This is a genomic window from Streptomyces luteoverticillatus, from assembly GCF_003970715.1.
GTDB lineage: Bacteria > Actinomycetota > Actinomycetes > Streptomycetales > Streptomycetaceae > Streptomyces > Streptomyces abikoensis.
The window spans coordinates 1113215-1134685 of the sequence record NZ_CP034587.1 but is presented as its reverse complement, the minus strand read 5'-3'; the positions used below and the strand labels follow the sequence as shown (position 1 = coordinate 1134685).

Genomic DNA, 21471 nt, shown 5'->3' with positions numbered 1-21471 from the left:
GCGGGGTTACGTCAACTTGAAGTCGCTGTCGAGGAGAGCGAACAGGTCGTCGTCGTTGCCGGTCGCCAGGCGGTCGGCCACCGACGCGGCACCGGAGCCGCCGGAGTCGCCAGGGTCGCCCGCGCCCGGGGAAGCCGCCGGTGCGGCAGAGGCGTCGAGGAGTCCGAGGAGGTCACGCAGCCGGGCCGCGACATCGGACCGGCCGGCGTCGTCGGTGACGGCCTCGGCGAGCCCGTCCCGGATGCGGTCGAGCGTCTCCAGTACGGCCGCCACATCCGCGGGAGTGCCGGTGTCCCGGCCGCTCCGGGGGAGTTCGCGTTCCAGATGGTCGGCGAGCGCGGCGGGGGTGGGGTGGTCGAAGACCAGGGTGGCGGGCAGCCGCAGTGCGGTGGCGGTAGTGAGCCGGTTGCGCAGTTCCACGGCGGTCAGCGAGTCGAAACCGGCTTCCTTGAAGGGGGTCCGCAGCTCGACGCGGTGCGGGTCACCGTATCCGAGGACCGTCGCCACCTCGGTCCGTACCAGTGTGCGCAGCGCGGCGACGCGCTCGCCGCGTGCCTTGCCCGCCAGCCGCTCGGCGAGTCCGGCGGCGGGCCGCGCGGCGTCGTCGGCGGCGGCCGCCGTGTCGGGGAAGGGGGCCTCGGCGGCCGGGGGGACCAGGCCGTACAGCACCTCGGGCACCGCGCCCGTCCCGTTCGCCGCACGGGCGCGCAGCCCCGCGAGGTCCAGGCGCAGCGGCAGCAGCACCGCCTCGTCCCCGGCCCCGCCCGGGGCGCAGGAGGCGTCGAGCAGCGACAGCCCCTCGGCCCGGCCGAGCGGCAGGATGCCGGAGCGGCGCAGCCGGGCCAGGTCGGCGGCGCCCAGCCCGGCGCCCATGCCGTCGCCCTGGCCGTCTTCCTCGTCACCCCACAGGCCCCAGGCCAGGGACATGGCGGGCAGCCCCTGCGCCCGGCGCCAGGACGCGAACGCGTCGAGGTAGGCGTTGGCGGCGGCGTAGCCGGACTGGCCGGGGCTGCCGAGCGTTCCGGCGGCCGAGGAGAACAGCACGAAGGCGGACAGGTCCAGTCCGCGCGTCAGCTCGTGCAGGTGCCGGGCCGCGTCGGCCTTGGCCCGCAGCACGGCCGAGACCCGCTCGGCGGTCTGGGCGCTGATGATGCCGTCGTCCAGGACGCCGGCCGTATGGACGACCCCGGTGAGCGGGCGGTCGGCCGGGACGGCGTCGAGTACGGCAGCCAGCGCCGCTCGGTCCGCCGCGTCGCAGCCGACGATGTCCGCGCTCGCTCCCAAATCGGCCAGCTCGTCGGCGAGTTCGCGGGCTCCCGGTGCGTCCGTGCCGCGTCGGCTGGTCAGCAGCAGGTGCCGTACACCGTGCCGGGTCACGAGGTGGCGGGCGACGGCCCGGCCGAGCGTCCCGGTCCCGCCGGTGATGAGCACGGTGCCGTCCGTACGCCAGGGGGAGTCGGGACCGGGACCGGTGGCGGTGGCGCGGGTGGCGCGGACGAGCCGGGGGAGGAGGGGCGTGCCGTCGCGCAGGGCGATCTGGCCCGCACCGGTCGCGAGGGCCCGGGGCAGGGCGCGGTAATCGGCCTCCTGTTCCCGGTCCGGCGCGGCCAGGTCCACCAGAACGAAGCGGCCCGGGTGCTCGGCCTGGGCGCTGCGCAGCAGACCCCAGACCGCGGCGGCGGCCGGGTGGGTGACCGTCGCACCGGCGGCCATGGCGCCGCGCGTGACCAGCACCAGCCGTGCGGCGGCGAAGCGCTCCTCGGCCAGCCAGTGCTGTACGAGGCCCAGCCCCCGAGCCGTCAGCTCATGGACGTCCGAGGCGAGGCCGGCATCCCCGCCGAGGCCCACGAGGTTCACGAGGTCCACCACGACGGTGCCGGGCGCGGCCGGGGCGCCGGCCGCCGGCGCGGCCAGGTCGGCCAGGTCGGCGGCGGCGTGTACGGAGCCGGGCGGCAGCGCGGCTCGCAGACCCAGCAGGAGCGCGGGGTCGTGGTCGCCGACGACGACCCACTCGCCCGTACTCTCCACCGGCCGCTCCCCGGCGGGCGTCCACTCCAGCCGGTACGGCGGCGCGCCCTCGCTCCGCGCCTGCCGCAGCTGGTCCGCCGCCACCCGGCGCAGCGCGAGCGAGCGGGCGACGAACACGGGACGGCCCTCGGCGTCGGCCGCCGCGACGGTCACCGAGTCGGGACCGGCCGGGGCGATCCGCACCCGCAGACCGGTGGCGCCACGGGTGTGCAGCTGTACGTCGTTCCAGGCGAACGGCAGCAGCCCGTGGGGGCCCTCGGCGAACTGCCCGCCGAAGCCGGTGGCGTGCAGCATCGCGTCCAGCAGCGCCGGGTGGACGCCGTACCGGGCGGCGTCGTCGGTCAGCCGGTCCGGCAGCCGCACCTCGGCGAACACCTCCTCGTCGCGCCGCCACACCGCGCGCAGGCCCTGGAAGGCGGGGCCGTAGCCGATTCCGGCGGCCGCGAAGCGCGTGTACTCCGCCGCGATCCGGTCCGCGTCGTCGGCTACGGGGGCGGCGCCGGCGGGCGGCCAGGCACCCCGCAGGCCGGCCAGGGCGCCGCCGGAGCCGTTGTCATCGGAGCCGCCGTCGTCGGTGGTGTCCGCGTCGGCGACGAGCACGCCCGTGGCGTGCCGCGTCCAGCCGGCAGCCGGTCCCTCGGTCCCGGTCTCGACCTCGGCCGGACACGAGTCGATCCGTACGGTCCGGGCGCCGGACGCGTCCGGACCGCCCACTGTGACCCGCAGCCGGACACCCCCGGTGCGCCTGTCCGCGTCTCCCGGAAGAACGAGGGGAGTCGCGAAGGCCAGCTCGGCCACCCGGGCGCAGCCGAGGTCCGCTCCCACCCGGACGGCGAGGTCCAGGAGCGCCGCGCCGGGCACCACGGTGCGGCCCCAGACGGTGTGGTCGGCGAGCCACGGGTGGGCCCGGACCGAGAGCAACCCGGTACGTACGGTGCCCTCGCCGTCGGGCAGGTCGAGGGCGGCGGCGAGCAGCGGGTGCCCGGCGGTGTCGAGTCCGGCCGTGGCCGGGTCGGCGGCGGGCCGCGGGGCGTCCAGCCAGTAGCGGGTGCGCTGGAACGGGTAGGTGGGCAGATCGGTGGCGGCCGTGGGACCGTCGCCGTGCGGCGCGGCCAGGTCGACGGGGACGCCATGGGCGTGCACCGTGGCCAGGGCCCCGACGCAGGACGCCGGCTCGTCGCGGTCGCGGCGCAGCACCGGCACCATCACGACGGCACGCTCGGCGGGCTCCGTCGGCTCCCCCGGCTCCGCGTGGTCGTCGTGATCGTCCTCCGGCAGGCACGCGCGCCCCAGCGCGGTCAGCGTCCCGTCCGGCCCCAGCTCGACGAAGGTGTCGACGCCCCGGGCCCGCAGGCTCCGGATGCCGTCGAGGAAGCGCACGCCCTCGCGCGCGTGCCGCACCCAGTACTCCGGGGTGCACAGCGTGGTGCCGTCCGCCACCTCGCCGGTGAGGTTGGAGACGACCGGGATGCGCGGCTCGGCGTAGCCGACCTCCCGCGCGATACGTGCGAAGTCCGCCGTCATCGCGTCCATGCGCGGCGAGTGGAACGCGTGGCTGACCGGCAGCCGCTTGACCCGGCGGCCCTTCTCCCGCCAGTGCGCGGCCAGTTCCTCCACGGCCGCCTCGCCGCCGGAGATCACCGTGGCCGACGGGCCGTTGACGGCGGCTATGCCCACTTCGGCACCGCGCCCCGCCAGCAGTGGCGCGACCTCCGCCTCGCTCGCCTGGAGCGCGGCCATCGCACCACCGGACGGCAGCGCACCCATCAGCCGGCCGCGCGCGGCCACCAGCCGGGCGGCGTCGGACAGCGAGAACACCCCGGCCACGTGCGCGGCGGCCAGCTCGCCGACCGAGTGGCCCAGCAGTGCGTCCGGGCGCAGGCCCCACGCCTCCACCAGCCGGAACAGCGCCACTTCGAGCGCGAAGAGCGCGGGCTGGGTGTACTCGGTGCGGTCCAGTAGCCGGGCCGCCTCGCTGCCCGCGGCGGCGAACATCACCTCGCGCAGCGGGTGTGCGGCGTGGCCCTTCAGATGGAGGTCCAGCTCCGCCGTCACCTCGTCCAGGGCCGTGGCGAAGGTGTCATAGCGCTCGTACAGCTCGTGCCCGGCCCCCGGCCGCTGGCTGCCCTGCCCGGTGAAGAGCAGGGCGGTACGGCGGCCACGGGCGGCCCGGCCGGTGATCAGCCGCGGCCCCGTGGCGGCACCACGGGCCAACTTCGCCAGCCCGTCCAGCAGTTCGCCGGAGCCGGTGCCCAGTACCACGGCCCGGTGCTCGAAGGCCGTACGGGCACGGGCCAGCGCTCGCCCGACCGGGGCCGGGGTCACCGCGGCCTCCGGACCGCCGGAGAGGTGGTCGTGCAGCCGCCGCGCCTGCTCTCGCAGGGCCGCTTCGGTGCGCCCGGACAGCGCCCAGGCGGCGGTGCCTCCCGACGTCACGGGGGCGTTCTCCCGACCGGCGTCCGGCTCCCGAGCGGTGTCCGGCGCGCTCTCCAGGATCAGATGCGCGTTGGTGCCACTCGCGCCGAAGGAGGAGATGCCCGCCCGGCGCGGGGCGTCCTCCCGCGCGGGCCAGTCCCTGGCCTCCGTCAGCAGTTCGACCGCGCCCTCCGACCAGTCCACCCGGCTCGAGGGACGGGTCACGTGCAGGGTGCGGGGCAGCCGTCCGTGCCGCATCGCCAGCACCGTCTTGATGACCCCGGCCACGCCCGCGGCGGCCTGGGTGTGCCCGATGTTGGACTTCAACGAGCCCAGCCACAGCGGCCGGTCGGCGGTCCGCCCCTTGCCGTACGTGGCCAGTAGCGCCTGTGCCTCGATGGGGTCGCCGAGGCGGGTCCCGGTGCCGTGCGCCTCCACCACGTCGATCTGGTCCGCCCCCAGACCAGCGCCGGCCAGGGCCTGGCGGATCACCCGCTGCTGGGCGAGGCCGTTCGGCGCGGTCAGTCCGTTGCTCGCGCCGTCCTGGTTGACGGCGGAGCCGCGGATGACCGCCAGCACCCGGTGCCCCTTGGCCACCGCGTCCGACAGCCGCTCCAGCAGCAGCATGTCCGCCCCTTCGGCGAAGCTGGTGCCGTCGGCGGTGTCCGAGAACGCCTTGCAGCGGCCGTCGGCGGCCAGCCCGCGCAGCCGGGCGAAGTCGATGAACAGATCCGGCGTGGACAGCACGGTCGCGCCGCCCGCCAGCGCCAGGTCGCACTCCCGCTGCCGCAGCGCCTGGGCCGCCAGGTGCACGGCGACCAGCGACGAGGAGCACGCGGTGTCCACCGTCACCGCCGGGCCCTCCAGACCCAGGGTGTAGGCGATCCGGCCCGAGGCGATGCTGCCCGCACTGCCGTTGACCAGATAGCCCTCCATCCCCGGCGGGATCTCGCGCAGCCGGGCACCGTAGTCGTGATACATCACGCCCGCGTACACCCCGGTACGCGAACCCCGGGCCGACGCCGGGTCGATCCCGGCCCGCTCGAAGGCCTCCCACGACGTCTCCAGCAGCAGCCGCTGCGTCGGGTCCATGGCCAGCGCCTCGCGCGGGCTGATCCCGAAGAACTCCGCGTCGAAGTCGGCACAGTCGTGCAGAAAGCCGCCCTCGCGGGAGTAGACGGTGCCGGCCTTGGCCGGGTCGGGGTCGTAGAGCGCGCCGAGGTCCCAGCCGCGGTCGTCCGGGAACGGCGAGACCGCGTCGGTCCCGGAGTCGACCAGCTGCCACAGCTCCTCGGGCGAGGTGACACCGCCGGGCAGCCGGCAGCTCATCCCCACGATGGCGATGGGCTCGCGGGCGTCGTTCTCAAGGGCGCGCAGGCGCTGCCGTGTGCCGTGGAGTTCGGCGGTGACCCGCTTGAGATAGTCGCGGATCTTGTCCTCGTTGGCGGTCATCGACCGGACCCTTCCTGGCCTTCTCGCTGTTGCCTGTCGTACTGGTTGATGGCGGTGCTCACCGCGCCGGCCCGTCCCATGGCGTCCACCGGCCCTTCGCAGCCGCCCCGCAGCCCCTCACAGCTGGTCCTCGATGAACGCGAACAGGTCGTCGTCCGACGCGGAGTCCAGCCGCTCCAACACGTCCTCGTCCGCATGCCCGGCGCCGGCGCCGATGCCGGAGCCGGCACCGCTCCTCTCGGGGCCGCCCCCGACGGCACCGCCGACCGAGGCCAGCAGCTCCGTCAGCCGACGGCGGACCACATCGCGCCGGATGTCGTCCGGCGGCAGCTCCCGCAGCGTCCGGTCCAGCGCCTCGATCCCGGACAGCGCCGCCGCGCCCGCGTCCGCCCGGCCCTCCGCCGCCAGCAGCCGGGCCAGGTGCCCGGCGAGTGCCTGGAGGCTGGGGTGGTCGAAGACCAGTGCGGGAGGCAGCCGCAGACCGGTGGCCGCGCCCAGCCGGTTGCGCAGTTCGACGGCCGTCAGCGAGTCGAGCCCGATCTCGCGGAAGGAACGGTCCGGGTCCACCGACGCGACGTCGGGGAAGCCCAGCACCTCCGCCAACTGTTCCCGGGCCAGGACCAGCAGCTCCGCCTGCCGACCCGCGTCGTCCATCCCGGCCAGCCGGGACCGCAGCGCTTCCGGCGCACCCGCCCCGCCCACGGTCTCCCCGGTACGGTCGGCACGCTCCGCACGCGCCGCCGCGCGCCGCACCCCGGTGGCCGGCACCAGCCCGCGCAGCAGCACGGGTACCCCCGCGGCGCCGTGCTCCGCCCGCTGCGCACGCAGCGCCGCCGCGTCCAGCCGCATCGTGCACACCAGTGGCTCCCGGCCGCCCTCCGCACCACCACCGGACCGGACAGCCCGGTCGAACAGCTCCAGGCCCTGTTCCTCCGACAGCGGTGCGATACCCATCCGTGCCATCCGCCGCAGATCCACCTCGCCGAGGTGTCCGGTGAACGCGCTCACCGCACTCCACAGCCCCCACGCCAGTGACACACCCGGCAGGCCCCGGGCCCGCCGGTGGTGGGCCAGCGCGTCCAGGAAGGTGTTGGCGGCGGCGTAGTTGGCCTGCCCGGCCCCGCCGAGCAGGCCCGTCGCGCCGGAGTACAGCACGAACGCGGTCAACGGCAGCCCGGCCGTCAGCTCGTGCAGATTCAGCGCGGCGTCCACCTTGGGACGCAGGACGTGATCCAGCCGCTCGGGGGAGAGCGCCTCGACGGTGCCGTCGTCGATCACCCCCGCCGTGTGGACCACGGCGGTGAGCGGGTGCTCGGCGGGGACGGCCGCGAGGACGCCGGCCAGCGCCGTACGGTCGGCCGCGTCACAGGCGACCAGCTCGACATGGGCGCCCAGGTCCGTCAGTTCACGCTCCAGCCCGGCCGCCCCCTCGGCGTCCCGCCCGCTGCGACTGAGCAGCAGCAGCCGCCGCACGCCGTGGACGCGGACCAGATGCCGGGCGAGCAGGCTGCCGAGGGTGCCGGTCGCGCCGGTCAGCAGGACCGTGCCCCGGGGGCCGAACGGCGCGGCGTCCGCCTCGTCCTCGTTCCCGACCTCGTTCCCGTCCTTGTTCCCTTTCTCGTCCAGGGTGGTGAGGACGGGCGTGAGCACATCCCGGCCCCGCAGGGCCAGTTGGGGAGCGCCGGTGCCGACTGCGGCGGCCAGACCGGCCTGCGACACCTCGCCGGGGGCGTCGATGATGGTGAACCGGCCCGGGTGTTCGGTCTGGGCGCTGCGCAGCAGCCCCCACAGCGCGGCGCCGGCCAGGTCCGGCACGTCCTCGTCCGGGGCGGCGGCCACCGCGCGGCGGGTGAGTACCACCAGACGCACGTCGGCGAACCGCTCCTCCGCCAGCCACTCCTGCACGAGCGCGAGCCCACGACGAGCCGTCTCCCGCACCTGGGCGGCGGTGCCCGCCGGGCCCGGCACGAAGGAAGCGACCACCACGTCGGGCAGCGCGGCGCCGGCATCCAGAGCGGCGCGCAGCGCACCCAGGTCCGAGAAGGCGTCCAGGTCATCGCCCGCCACGCCACGGCCGACCACCGCCCAGCGGGTGGACTCCGGCGGCAACGCCCCGGTGTTCCCGGCCCGCTGCCAGGACAGGCGGTACAGCGGCCCGGCCGCCGCACCCCCGAGCACCTGCGCCAGCCGCTCCTGCGGCAGCGGCCGCAGCACCATCGCCTCCAGCGACAGCACCGGCGCCCCGGCGAGGTCCACGGCCTGGAGGGAGACCGCTGTGTCCCCGGCCCGGCCCAGCCGCACCCGCAGCGCGTCGGCACCGGACGCGTGCAACGTGATGCCCTGCCAGGCGAACGGCAGCAATACGGAGCCGTCCTCCGGCAGCGGGACGAACCCGCCCACCAGCCAGGGCTGGAGCGCCGCATCGAACAGGGCGGGATGCACACCGAACCGGGCCGCGTCCACCGCGGCTCCCGCAGGCAGCCGCACCTGGGCGAACACCTCGCCGTCGCGCCGCCATACGCCCTCGACCCCGGCGAACACCTCACCGTACTCATAGCCGAGCGCGGCGAACCGGCCGTACAGCTCCGCCGCGTCCAGCGGCTCGGCCCCCTTGGGCGGCCAGCTCTCCAGGCTCCACTCCATGTCCGAGGCGGGGGCGGGGACCGAGGCCGGGGAGTCCGGAGCGGGCAGCAGTACGCCGGTGGCGTGCCGGGTCCAGGCGTCGTCGTCCGACGTCTCCTCCGGCTGCGAGTGGACGCTCAGCCGACGCCGCCCCGACCCGTCGGGCGCGTCGACGGCGACCTGGAGCCGTACGCCACCGCTCTGCGGCAGCAACAACGGTGCCTCCAGCCCGAGTTCCTCGATGCTGTCGCAGCCCACTGCGGCTGCGGCGTGCAGCGCCATGTCGAGGAACGCGGTACCGGGGAGCAGGACCGTGCCGGACACGCTGTGGCCGGCGAGCCACGGCTGAGAGGTCAGCGCCAGCCGCCCGGCCAGCAGCACCCGGCCGGACCCGGCGAGCGGCAGCGCACCGCCGATCAGCGGGTGCTCCTCCCAGGTCATCCCGAACTGGGCGGCCGCCGCCTCACCGGTGCCGGAGGGCGAGGTCGCCGCCCAGTAGCGCCGGCGTTGGAAGGGGTAGGTGGGGAGGTCGATGTGCTGGGCGTCGGTTCCGTTGTAGGCGGCGGGCCAGTGGACGGTGGTGCCGTGGGTGAAGGCGTGGGCGGTGTTGGTGAGGAAGCGGTGGAGGGTTCCGTCGTCGCGTCGGAGTGATCCGACGGCCGCGACATTGTCGGGGAGGACGGGGGTGAGTACGGGGTGTGCGCTGGATTCGATGAAGAGGGTGTAGCCGTCGGCTTGGAGTAGTTCGACGGTTTCGTGGAAGCGGACGGGCTGGCGGAGGTTGCGGTACCAGTAGTCGGCGTTGAGGGTGGTGGTGTCGATCGAGGCTGCTTCGACGGTGGAGTAGAACGGGACGGTCGAGGCCTGCGGGCGGATGCCGTCCAGTGTCTGGATGAGTTCGTCGCGGATGGGTTCGGTGTGGGGGGTGTGGGAGGCGTAGCCGATGGGGACGCGGCGTGCGCGTATGCCCTTGCTCTCGCAGCTGGTGAGGACTGCCTCGACCTGGTCCAGCGGTCCGGCGATGACGGTGGAGGTGGGTCCGGCGATGACGGCGACGCTGAGCTGGTTGCCCCAGTCGGCCATGCGCTGCTCAACCTTGTCGAGGGGGAGGGTGAGGGAGACCATGCCGCTGTGCCCAGCCAGCTCGCGTTCGATGAGTCGGGCGCGCAGGGCGATGACGCGCGCGCCGTCTTCCAGTGACAGGGCGCCACACACCACTGCTGCGGCGATTTCGCCTTGTGAGTGGCCGATGACGGCATCGGGCTCGACGCCCATGGACTTCCACAGTTCGGCGAGCGAGACCATGACGGCGAAGCAGGCGGGCTGGACCACATCCTCGCGTTCGAGCGAGGGGGCGTTGTCGGTCTGTCGGATGAGGTCGGTGAGGTTCCAGTCGAGGTGTTCGGCGAGGAGTGCCTCGCACCGGGCCATGGCGGCGGCGAACACGGGGGATTCGTCGAGGAGGTCGGCGGCCATGCCGGCCCACTGGGTGCCCTGCCCCGGGAAGACGAACGCGGTTCGTACTTCCCCGGCGGCCACCCCGGTCAGCGGCGATTCGCCTGCCGCCACGGCTTCCAGGCCTGCTCGTAGCGTGGCGCTGTCCTTGGCCAGGACGACGGCCCGGTGTTCGAAGACCGACCGTGCGACAGCCGTGGAGTAGCCCAGGTCCAGCACACTTGCCGCGTCCACCCGGTCGATCAGCCGCCGCGCCTGCTCCCGCAGCGCACCACTGTCCCGCCCGGACAACACGACCGGCACCGAGGACAACACCCGCGCGTTGTCATCCCGTTCATCCGCTGAAGTCGGCGCCTGCTCCAGCACCACATGCGCATTCGTCCCGCTGACGCCGAAGGCCGATACGCCGGCCCGGCGTACCCGATCCGAATGCGGCCACGGCGTCTGCTTCGTCAGCAGCGACACCGAGCCCGCCGTCCAGTCCACATGCGGTGACGGCTCGTCCACGTGCAGGGTCGTGGGCAGGACGCCGTGCTGCATGGCCAGAACCATCTTGATGACGCCGCCGACACCCGCAGCTGCCTGGGTGTGTCCGATGTTGGATTTCAACGAGCCGAGCCACAGCGGTCGTTCGGCCGGGCGGTTCTGCCCGTATGTGGCGAGCAGTGCCTGGGCCTCGATGGGGTCGCCCAGCCGGGTGCCGGTGCCGTGGGCCTCGACGGCGTCCACTTCTTCCGCGCCCAGTCCGGCGCTCTCCAGTGCCCGTCGGATCACCCGCTGCTGCGAGGGCCCGTTCGGTGCGGTCAGACCGTTGCTGGCCCCGTCCTGGTTGACGGCCGACCCGCGCACCACGGCCAGTACGCGATGGCCGTTGCGCAGCGCGTCCGACAGCCGCTCGACGGCCAGCATGCCGGCGCCCTCGCCCCAGCTCGTACCGTCGGCAGCGGCGGCGAAGGCCTTGCAGCGGCCGTCCGCCGCCAGCCCGCGCTGCCGCGAGAACTCCACGAAGAGGCCGGGGGCGGCCATGACGGTGACGCCGCCCGCGAGGGCGAGGTCGCACTCGCCGTTGCGCAGGGCTTGCGCGGCCAGGTGGAGGGCGACGAGGGAGGAGGAGCAGGCCGTGTCGACCGTCACCGCGGGGCCCTCCAGACCCAGGACGTAGGAGATACGACCGGAGACCACGCTGCCGGAGGTGCCGGTGAGCAGATGGCCCTCGTACTCCTGCGGTGCCTCGTGCAGCCGGGCCGCGTACTCCTGGTGGACCATGCCCGCGTACACGCCGGTCTGGCTGCCGCGCAGGGTGTGCGGGTCGATGCCCGCGCGCTCCAGCGCTTCCCAGGACGTCTCCAAGAGCAGTCGCTGCTGCGGGTCCATGGCCAGGGCCTCGCGGGGCGAGATGCCGAAGAAGCCGGCGTCGAAGTCGCCCGCGGCGTAGAGGAATCCGCCCTCTCGGGTGTACGTACGGCCCGGGCGTCCGGGCTCCGGGTCGTACAGCCCTGCCACGTCCCAGCCGCGGTCGGACGGCATCGGGCCGATGACGTCCCGCTCCTCCAGCAGCAGCTGCCACAGGTCCTCGGGGGACTGCACGCCGCCCGGGAAGCGGCAGGCCATACCGACGATGGCGATCGGCTCGTCGGCGGACAGGGGCGTCCGTGCCGGGGTGGCGGCCTCGTCCCGCGCGGACAGGCCGAGGGCGTCGCGCTGGAGGAAGTCCGCCAGGGCGGCGGGGTTGGGGTGGTCGAAGACGGCCGTGGCCGGGAGGGTGACCCCGGTGGCGGCGTTGAGGCGGTTGCGCAGCTCCAGCGCGGTCAGCGAGTCGAAGCCCGCGGCCTTGAAGGCGCTGCCCGGTGCGATGCTGTCCGTTGAACCGTGGCGCAGGACCGCTGCCGCCTCCGAACGGACCAACTCGACCAGCATCCGCCGCTGTTCGGTGGCCGACAGCCCGGCGAGGCGCTGGGCCAGCGCGCCGTTCGAGCCGCTCGCCGCGGACTCCGTGCGCGCGGCACCGGCCCGCTCCAGGGCGCGGCGTACCTCGGGCAGCTCGTCGAAGAGCCGCCCGCCGCGCAGCGCCGCCGTGCGCGGGGCGAACTCCGCCCAGTCCACGTCCGCGACCGTGCGGCAGGCCACGCCCTGGTCCAGCGCCCGCTGGAGCGCCCGGATGCCGGTGTCGGGCTCCAGGGCGCGGATACCGCGGCGGTTGAGGCTCACCTCGCCGGTGCCCTCGGCCATGCCGCCACCGCCCCACAGGCCCCAGCCGATGGAGGTCGCCGGCAGTCCGGAGGCCCGGCGGCGCTCGGCGAGCGCGTCCAGGGCGGCGTTGGCGGCGGCGTACGCGGCCTGGCCGCCGTTGCCCCAGGCGCCGGTGACGGACGAGAAGAGGACGAAGGCGTCGAGGTCGCGGCCCTCGGTCAGCTCGTGCAGATGGACGGCGGCCGTCGCCTTGGGACGCTGGACCTCCGCCAGGCGGTCGAGAGCGAGGGCGTCGACCGTGCCGTCGTTGAGCACGCCCGCGGTGTGGAAGACGGAGGTCGGCGGGTGCTCGTCGAGCAGTGCGGCCAGCGCGTCGCGGTCCGACACATCGCAGGCCGCCAGCGTCACCCGGACCCCGAGGCCGGTCAGCTCGTCCGCCAGCTCGGTTGCGCCCGGCGCCTGTTCGCCACGCCGGCTGGTCAGGACGAGATGCTCGGCGCCGTTACGGGCCAGCCAGCGGGCGACATGCCCGCCGATGGCGCCCGTACCGCCCGTGACGAGCACGGTGCCGCGCGGACGCCACGTCCCGTCCGCCTCTGTACCGGCCGGGCGTCCGGCGCCGGTCCGGATCACCCGGCGGCCGTAGGCGCCGGAGGGGCGGAGGGCGATCTGGTCTTCGGTGTTGGTGTTGGTGAGGGCTTGGGTGAGGTGGTCGGTGGTGCGGGGTGTGGGGGTGTGGGGGAGGTCGATGAGTCCGCCCCAGCGGTCGGGGTGTTCGAGGGCTGCGACGCGTCCGAAGGCCCAGAGTTGGGCGGCTTCGGGGTCGGGGGCCTCGCCGGGGGTGACGGCTACGGCGCCCCGAGTGATCGTCCAGAGCGGCGCGTCGAGACCGCTGTCGCCGAGGGCCTGGGTGAGGGCGAGGGTAGCGGTGAGCGCGATGGGGAGCGTGGGGTGCTCGGGGTGCGTACCGCCGGCGAGGCCCAGGAGGGAGACGATGCCGGTGACCGGCTGGTCGTGGTGGGCGGTGAGGAGGGTGGTGAGGGCAGCGCGGTCCGCGACGGCCGGGTCCACGGTGAGGCGGGTGATGGTGGCGCCGTGGGTGGTGAGGGCCTGATCGAGGTCGGTGTCGTGGCCGGTGGGGGAGACGAGCAGCCAGTGACCAGTGAGGCGTGCCGATCCCGAGAACGACAGGCTCTTCCAGACGATGCCGTACGACAGCTCGTCCTGCGGGGACTCGGCACGGCTCCGCGAAGCCGGCGCCTCCAGCCAGTAGTGCCGGCGTTGGAAGGGGTAGGTGGGGAGGTCGGTGTGGTGGGCGTTGGTGGCGTTGAAGGTGGCCGGCCATTGGATGGGGGCGCCGTGGGTGAAGGCTTCGGCGGTGGAGGTGAGGAAGCGGCGGAGGTTGCCTTCGTTGCGTCGGAGGGTGCCGACGGCTACGACAGCGTCGGGGAGGGTGGGGGTGAGGACGGGGTGTGCGCTGGATTCGATGAAGAGGGTGTAGCCGTCGGCCTGGAGTAGTTCGACGGTGTCGTGGAAGCGGACGGTTTGGCGGAGGTTGCGGTACCAGTAGTCCGCGTTGAGGGCCGTGGTGTCGATCGTGGCGCCGTCCACTGTCGAGTAGAACGGGATGGTTGAGGGCTGAGGGCGGATGCCGTTCAGTGCCTGGATCAGCTCGTTCTGGATGGTTTCGACGTGGGTGGAGTGGGAGGCGTAGTCCACGGCGATGGTGCGGGCCCGGATGCCTTCCGCCTCGCAGGCGGTGACCAGTTCTGTGAGGGCGTCGGGGTCTCCGGCGATGACGGTGGAGTTGGGGCCGTTGATTACCGCGATCTCCAGCCGGCCGTCCCATTTGGCCAGGCGGGTTTCCGCTTCGGTGGGGGTTTGGGCGATGGCGGCCATGCCGCCGTGTCCGGCGAGTTCGCGGCCGATGATCTGGGCACGGAGGGTGACGATCCGGGCGCCGTCTTCCAGTGACAGGGCGCCACAGACGACAGCGGCGGCGATTTCGCCTTGTGAGTGGCCGATGACGGCGTCGGGCTGGAGGCCCATGGACTTCCATAGCTCGGCGAGCGAGACCATGATGGCGAAGCAGGCGGGCTGGACGATGTCGACGCGGTGCAGGGCGTTCTCGTCGTCCAGGATGTCGGTGAGTTTCCAGTCGACCAGCCCGGCCAGCGCCGCCTCGCACCGGGCCATGGCCTCGGCGAATACGGGGGATTCGTCCAGTAGTGGGACGGCCATGCCTGCCCACTGTGTCCCCTGCCCGGGGAAGACGAACACTGTCTTTCCGCCCGCGCTCGCCGCGACACCGGACACGACATCGGCGGACGACTCGCCCGCCGCCACGGCCTCAAGTGCCGCCTTCAGCATGGCCGAATCCTCGGCCAGCACCACGGCGCGGTGCTCGAACACCGACCGCATGGTGGCGGTCGAGTACCCGAGGTCCAGCAGCCGTGCCGCGTCCACGCGGTCGATCAACTGCTGTGCCTGCTGCCGCAACGCGTCGTCGTCACGCCCCGAGACGATCAGCGGGACCAGCGGCACATCCTGCGTCTCATCCGGCTCGTCCGCCTTGGTCGGCTCGGGTGCCTGCTCCAGGATCACATGGGCGTTGGTGCCGCTGACGCCGAAGGAGGAGACGGCGGATCGGCGTGGCCGGTCGTGCCGAGGCCAGGCCGTCGGCTCGGTGAGCAGCGAGACGGCGCCCGCGCTCCAGTCGACCTCGGTGGAGGGCTGCTCGACGTGCAGGGTGCGGGGGAGCTCGCCGTGCTGCATGGCCATCACCATCTTGATGACCCCGCCGACACCCGCGGCTGCCTGCGCGTGCCCGATGTTGGACTTCAACGAGCCGAGCCACAGCGGTCGTTCGGCCGGACGGTTCTGCCCGTACGTGGCCAGCAGTGCCTGAGCTTCGATGGGGTCACCGAGTCGGGTGCCGGTGCCGTGGGCTTCGACCGCGTCCACGTCGCCCGTGCCGAGCCCGGCGCTCTCCAGTGCCCGCCGGATGACGCGCTGCTGGGAGGGGCCGTTGGGTGCGGTCAGTCCGTTGCTGGCGCCGTCCTGGTTGACGGCGGAACCGCGCACCACGGCCAGTACGCGGTGGCCGTTGCGTATCGCGTCCGAGAGTCGCTCGACGGCGAGTACGCCCGCGCCTTCGCTCCAGCCCGTGCCGTCGGCGGTGTCCGAGAACGCCTTGCAGCGTCCGTCCGCCGCCAGCCCCCGCTGCCGCGAGAACTCCACGAACATGCCCGGTCCGGCCATGACGGTGACGCCGCCGGCGAGCGCGAGGTCGCACTCGCCGTTGCGCAGGGCCTGAACCGCCAGGTGGAGCGCTACCAGAGAGGACGAACAGGCGGTGTCGACCGTTACCGCCGGGCCTTCGAAGCCCAGCGTGTAGGAGACCCGTCCCGAGGCGACACTGGCGGTGCTGCCTGTCAGCAGATATCCCTCGTAGCCCTGTGCGGACTCATGGAGCCGAGGGCCGTACTCCTGCGTCATCGCGCCGACGAAGACACCGGTCTGGCTGCCGCGCAGGGTGTGCGGGTCGATGCCCGCCCGCTCCAGCGCCTCCCAGGACGTCTCCAGCAGCAACCGCTGCTGCGGGTCCATCGCCATCGCCTCACGTGGCGAGATACCGAAGAAACCGGCGTCGAACTCTCCCGCGTCGTGCAGGAATCCGCCTTCGCGGGTGTACGTACGCCCGGCCGCGTCCGGGTCCGGGTCGTACAGCGCCTCGACGTCCCAGCCCCGGTCCACCGGGAACGGCGAGATCGCGTCCGTGCCCGAGGCCACTAGGTCCCACAGGCCCTCGGGCGAGGTGACCCCGCCCGGGAAACGGCAGCCCATCCCCACGATCGCGATCGGCTCGTCGGCCGGGATCGCGGCGCGTGCGCGATCCTGCTCGTGGGACGGGCCGAGGAGCAGGTCACGGAGGTAGTGGGCGGCGGCGAGAGGCGTCGGGCAGTCGTAGATCAGGGTCGTCGGGACGGGCAGGCCGGTGCGGGCCCGCAGCTCGTTCTTGAGCTCGACACCAGTGATCGAGTCGACGCCCAGAGCCTTGAACGTGCCCTCGGCCTGAACGGCTGCGGCGGACTCCAAGCCGAGAACCGTCGCGACGCTCTCCCGTACGCGCTGGAGCAGCCGCTCGACCTGAGCGTTCTCGTCCAACTCGGATATCGCGTGCCGGAGGGGAGAGGAAGGGGCGTCGTCCCGTCGCGTGCCGACGGGCGGTGACGTGGGCCCGTCGCCGTCCGGTGCCCAGTAGCGCCGGCGTTGGAAGGGGTAGGTGGGGAGGTCGATGCGCCGGGCGTCGGTTCCGTTGTAGGCGGCGGGCCAGTGGGTGGGGGTGCCGTGGGTGAAGGCGTGGGCGGTGTTGGTGAGGAAGCGGTGGAGGGTTCCGTCGTCGCGTCGCAGCGATCCGACGGCCACGACACTGTCCGGGAGGACGGGGGTCAGCACCGGGTGCGCGCTGGATTCGATGAACAGCGTGTAGCCGTCGGCCTGGAGCAGCTCGACCGTTTCGTGGAAGCGGACGGGCTGGCGGAGGTTGCGGTACCAGTAGTCGGCGTTGAGGGTGGTGGTGTCGATCGAAGCGGCTTCGACGGTCGAGTAGAACGGGATGGTCGAAGCCTGGGGGTGGATGTTGTGGAGGGTCTGGATGAGTTCGTTGCGGATGGGTTCGGTGTGGGCGGTGTGGGAGGCGTAGCTGATGGGGACGCGACGGGCGCGTATGCCCTCGCTCTCGCAGACGCTGAGGACTGTTTCGATCTGGTCGAGGGGTCCGGCGATGACGGTGGAGGTGGGTCCGGCGATGACGGCGACGCTGAGCTGGTCGCCCCAGCCGGTCATGCGCTGCTCGGTCTCGGCGAGGGGGAGGGTGAGGGAGACCATGCCGCTGTGCCCAGCCAGCTCGCGCTCGATCAGACGGGCGCGCAGGGCGACGACGCGTGCACCGTCCTCCAGCGACAGGGCACCGCATACCACCGCTGCGGCGATTTCTCCCTGGGAGTGGCCGATGACGGCATCCGGCTCGACGCCTAGGGTTTTCCACAGTTCGGCCAGTGAGACCATGACGGCGAAGCAGGCGGGCTGGACCACATCCTCGCGCTCGAGCGAGGGGGCGTTGTCGGTCTGTCGGATGAGGTCGGTGAGGTTCCAGTCGAGGTGTTCGGCGAGGAGTGCCTCGCAGCGGGCCATGGCGGCGGCGAACACGGGGGACTCGTCGAGCAGGTCGGCGGCCATGCCGGCCCACTGGGTGCCCTGCCCCGGGAAGACGAACACGGTTCGTACCTCCCCGGCGGCCACCCCGGTCAGCGGCGATTCGCCTGCCGCCACGGCTTCCAGGCCTGCTCGTAGCGTGACGCTGTCCCTGGCCAGGACGACGGCCCGGTGTTCGAAGACCGACCGCGTGACAGCCGTGGAGTAGCCCAGGTCCAGCACACTTGCCGCGTCCACGCGCTCGATCAGCCGCCGCGCCTGCTCCCGCAGCGCACCACTGTCCCGCCCGGACAACACGACCGGCACCGAGGACAACACCCGTGCACCGTCAATGCGTTCGTCTGGAACGGTCGGCGCCTGCTCCAGCACCACATGCGCATTCGTCCCGCCCATCCCGAACGACGACACACCCGCCACGCGGTGCCCCGGCCACGGCGCCGGAGTCGTCTGCACCCGCAGGTTGAGCTCGTCCAGGGGGATGGCGGGGTTGGGCGTCTCGTGGTTCAGGGTCGGCGGGAGTACGCCCTCGCGTACGCACAGGGCTGCCTTCACCAGCCCGGCGATGCCCGCAGCGCCTTCCAGGTGGCCGATGTTGGTCTTGACCGAGCCCACCGGCAGCGGGCTGCCCTGCGGGCGTGCGGAGCCGAGCACCGCGCCCAGGGCAGCCGCCTCGATGGGGTCGCCGACGGGCGTGCCCGTACCGTGCAGTTCGACGTAGCCGACATGGTGCAGCTGCTCGGGGCCGATTCCGGCCCGGTCGTACGCCGTGCGCAGTACGGCCTCCTGGGCCTCGCGGTCGGGGCCGTGAGCCCGGCGCCGCCGCCGTCGTTGTTGGCGGCGGTACCGCGGATGACGCAGTGCACCCGGTCGCCGTCGGCCAGCGCGCGGTCCAGCGGCTTGAGGACGACGCAGGCGCCGCCCTCACCACGCGCGTAGCCGTTGGCGCGGGCGTCGAAGGTGTAGGTGCGGCCGTCGGGGGACAGCGCGCCCATGAGCTCCATGCCGGCCGTGCTGTCCTCGGCGAGGATCAGGCTCACCCCGCCGACGAGGGCGAGTTCCGTCTCGCCGCGGCGCAGACTCTCGCAGGCCAGGTGGACGGCGACCAGCGACGAGGACTGGGCGGAGTCCACGGCCAGGCTCGGGCCGCGGAGGCCGAGGAAGTAGGAGAGGCGGTTGGCTGTCATCCCGCGGTTCAGGCCGGTCGCGGTGTGGCCGTTGAGGGGTGTGCCGGTGCGGTGCAGGAGCGTCGCGTAGTCGTCGGCGGTCACGCCGACGAAGACTCCGGTGTCGGTGCCCGCCAGGCTGTCCGGAACGATGCCCGCGTCTTCCAGCGCGGTCCAGCCGAGTTCCAGCATCAGCCGCTGCTGGGGGTCGGTGGCGGCGGCCTGGCGCGGAGACATGCCGAAGAAGGCGGCGTCGAAGTCCGCGGCGTTCTCCAGGGCGCCGCGCACGCCGCCGTCGGGCTGCCGCTCGACCGCGCTGCGACCGGCGGTCAGCAGCTCCCAGAATTCATCGACGCCAGGTGCTCCCGGGAGGCGGCAGGACATGCCGACAACGGCAATGTCGCTCGGCTTCTCCACACCAATCTTGGGGGCCATCTTCGGGGCCATGAAATCTCCAGGTCGACACGGCACGGCTGAGGTGCTGAAGAATCAGCGATTCGGTGAATGGTTCGGGGGCAGGGAGGTGAATGGTTCGGGGTCGAAGAATTGTTTTACGCGGCCCGTCCGGGGGCGCCCCGCAGGCCCCGCGATAGGGTTGACCGGCCCGTTGCCGGACGCTTGTCAGCCATCCGTTTGTCACTCGTCCGTCGGCGAGCCATCCGCCCACGGTCGGCGGGCCACCCGCCCACGAACGACACGAACGAACGGTGCCCCATGCTGAACAGAGTCGTGCACGTCCTTGCCTGCCCCCACTGCGGTGCCGCCCTGACCCAGCGCGACCGGGCACTGCTCTGCACCGCCGGCCACAACTTCGACATCGCGAAGCAGGGTTATGTGAACCTGCTTTCGGGTGCCACGAAGCACAGTGCCGACACCAAGGAAATGGTGGACGCCCGGGACGAATTCCTGTCGGCCGGGCACTACGCCCCGATTTCGGAGGCGTTGGTCGAGCTGGCCCGCCGTACCGTCGATCCGTCGGTTCCGGGGTGTGTGGTCGACATCGGCGGCGGCACCGGCTATTACCACGCCCGTGTGATGGACGCCTTTCCCGATGCCGAGGGAATCCTGCTCGACATTTCCAAGTTCGCCGCCCGGCGCGCCGCGAAGGCCCATCCGCGCATCGGCGCCGCGGTCGCCGACGCCTGGCAGGACCTGCCCCTCAAGGACGGCGCCGCGTCCCTGGTTCTGAACACCTTCGCGCCGCGCAACGGTCCCGAGCTGGGGCGCGTCCTCGCGCCCGGCGGCGTCCTGCTGGTCGTCACGCCCCGCCCCGGCCATCTCCAGGAGCTGATCGACGCGCTCGGCCTGCTGCGGGTGGACGAGCGCAAGGAGTCGAGGCTGACCGAACAGCTCGCCCCGTACTTCTCGGTGGCCGAGTCCGAGCGGCTGACCCGCACCATGACGCTGGACCACCGGGCGCTGGCCCAGCTGGTCGGCATGGGCCCCAACGCCTGGCACAGCGACGCGCGGGACGTCCAGGAGCGGATCGGGCAGCTGCCGGACCCGTGCCGGGTGACGCTCTCCGTCACGCTGACCGCCTACCGGCCGCTGGGCTGACCGGCCGCGCCGTCGGCGCGGCGCCGCCACTGGGCCGTGGGCGGCCGGCCGGGGCCCCGGCCGCGGGGCCCCGGCCAACACGGTGCTCAACCGACTGTCACCCCCGACGCCCGTGCCCAGTCCTCCAGGACGTCACAGGCGTTGTCCACCCCGCGCTCCCGCGCGACCAGCCGGCCCAGCCGCTGGGCGCGGGCGGCCATCCGCGGATCGTCGACCGCCTGGCGCACACTGGCCGCCAGCTCCTGGCGGCCGGTGCGGGCGAAACGGGTGAAGGGCACCGGCCGCGCGGCGACCCCGAGCTCGGCGAGCCGGGCGGCCCAGAACGGGTGGTCGGCGAAGACCGGGCAGATCACCTGCGGCACCCCGGCGCGCAGTACCTGTGCCGTGGTGCCCACGCCGCCGTGGTGGATGACCGCGGCCATCTTCGGGAACACCCCCGCGTAGTCCACGTCGTGGAGGCGGAAGACGTCGTCGGGCAGGTCGCCGTCCGGGCCGTCGACCATGACCAGCCGCCGCCCGGCGCCGCGTGCCGCGTCGATGGCGTACTCCAGCGCCTGCTCCTGGTCGTGGAGCGACCAGGTGCTGCCGAAGGTGAGCGCGACCGGTGCCGGGCCGTCGTCGAGGAAGGCCTGGAAGTCCGCCGGGGCCTGCCACTCCTGGTCCCAGTACCAGAAGCCGGTGACATGGGCCCGCCCGGGCCAGTCGGCGGGCTTGGGCAGCACGCTGGGGCTGAACGGGTACAGGTACGGGCGCTCGTGGCCCAGGCGCGGGAACGGCGACGTGCGGCCGAACGGCGGCAGGTCCATCCGTGTGCGGTAGCCGTCGATCTCGGGCCGGCGCCAGGCCCACTCGTCACGGGCCGCCTGCCAGTGGGAGTAGCGATTGTAGAGCGGCGTCAGCGGGCCCATCCGGCGCTGGTGGGACTCCACGGCCGGGAAGGACCAGGTGGGGGAGTTGGGCCACCAGCACACGGACGCCCACGGCGCGGGCGGGTGCCCGTAGGCGGCGGCCAGGGTCAGCGGCGCGTTGACGATGAAGTCGGCGCCCTGGGCCGCTTCGTGGACCGCGTCGACGACGACCTGGTCGTATCCGTCGGGTGCCTTGGGCAGGTTCTTGAGCAGGTCCTTCATCAGCGGGCTGCGCCGCAGCGAGTCCCTGACCTCGGGCATGCTGAAGAAACCGTCGGGGTCGCCCGGGGTGACCTTGTAGCCGAGTCCGGCCCGCTCCACCAGCTGCCGCAGGGAGGCGGGCGCGGCGAGGGTGACCTCGTGGCCGCGCTCGCGCAGTCCGACGCCCAGGGCGATGAAGGGCTGCACGTCGCCGCGCGAGCCGATGGCCAGCAACGTTACGCGCACGGCACTGTCCTCCTGTC

Annotated in this window: 4 protein-coding genes and 1 pseudogene; 1 reads left to right on the top strand and 4 read right to left on the bottom strand. The window is 73.4% G+C overall.

Annotated elements, in window-relative coordinates:
- Positions 1-6 precede the first annotated feature (6 nt).
- The 3 genes and pseudogenes from EKH77_RS04585 to EKH77_RS33655 all read right to left on the bottom strand — a co-directional run.
- Positions 7-5874 carry a type I polyketide synthase gene (locus EKH77_RS04585; RefSeq protein ID WP_430981024.1) on the bottom strand — a complete coding sequence of 1956 codons (5868 nt, stop codon included), beginning with the start codon at positions 5872-5874 and terminating at the stop codon, positions 7-9.
- Positions 5875-6012: 138 nt separating this feature from the next.
- Complete coding sequence (locus EKH77_RS04580; RefSeq protein ID WP_240667692.1) at positions 6013-18153, bottom strand: SDR family NAD(P)-dependent oxidoreductase; 12141 nt, start codon at positions 18151-18153, stop codon at positions 6013-6015.
- A gap of 167 nt (positions 18154-18320) precedes the next feature.
- Positions 18321-18926 (bottom strand): annotated as a pseudogene (locus EKH77_RS33655) (polyketide synthase); the annotation flags it as partial.
- 330 nt (positions 18927-19256) lie between these two features.
- On the opposite strand from EKH77_RS33655, the gene EKH77_RS04570 reads away from it, so the two are divergent.
- The gene (locus EKH77_RS04570; protein WP_126913150.1) at positions 19257-20099 is read left to right on the top strand and encodes a putative RNA methyltransferase; all 843 of its coding nucleotides are present in this window, start codon (positions 19257-19259) and stop codon (positions 20097-20099) included.
- 86 nt (positions 20100-20185) lie between these two features.
- Here the strand turns inward: EKH77_RS04570 and EKH77_RS04565 are convergent, their stop codons facing one another.
- On the bottom strand, positions 20186-21454 hold the full coding sequence (locus EKH77_RS04565; protein ID WP_126913149.1) for a glycosyltransferase: 1269 nt from the start codon (positions 21452-21454) through the stop codon (positions 20186-20188).
- Positions 21455-21471 lie beyond the last annotated feature (17 nt).